A 576-nucleotide genomic window follows, 5' to 3' on the forward strand; every position below is an offset into this window, starting at 1 on the left:
GCTGGTGTTTTCGTTGTTGTTTTGAAGCGTGTGGTTTTCTGCCTGGCTGAGGAGGTTGAGGTTGTTTTGTGCAGCAAGTGCGACATCTTGGCCGCTAACCTGGCTGCCGACGATGTTCAGGTCGCCGCCGGTAGCCGCGATGGTGACATTGCCCTGGCTGCTGATACGGCTGCCATAGGTGGCCTCATCGTGCGCGATCATCGTGCTACTGGCGCTGCTGCCACCGATGCCAAGCTTGAAGTCGATGCCGGCGTTGCCTTGCGCCGCGTTCTTCAATGCATCGTAACCGTCCTGCCCACCCGGCAGGTTCATGCCTTGGGCGGCACCGGGGGAGAGCAGCGCCTGGGCTGCCTGCGCCGCGTAGAGGGCGGATAGGCGACTATCCTGCACTTGGCTACTACGTTGGGCAGCGTAGTAAACGGTGTTGGCGACGTTAGCCGCCGCGCCGCCGATGCCCACGTTGATCCCGCCCTGGCTCACCTTGTGGCTTTGATGGATATCGCTGGTGCCTACGGCCGCATCGATGGTGACGTTGTTGCCCACGATGGCGGTGCCGGTCTGGCTGAGCACGTCGCT

General features: G+C 62.2%; 1 protein-coding gene. It reads right to left on the reverse strand.

Annotated elements, in window-relative coordinates:
* Positions 1–576, reverse strand: a 576-nt coding sequence (locus ISP15_RS18255; RefSeq protein WP_404549420.1) for a hemagglutinin repeat-containing protein, incomplete at both ends; no start/stop codon positions are given.

The sequence above is a fragment of the Dyella jejuensis genome, assembly GCF_044904675.1.
GTDB lineage: Bacteria > Pseudomonadota > Gammaproteobacteria > Xanthomonadales > Rhodanobacteraceae > Dyella_B > Dyella_B jejuensis.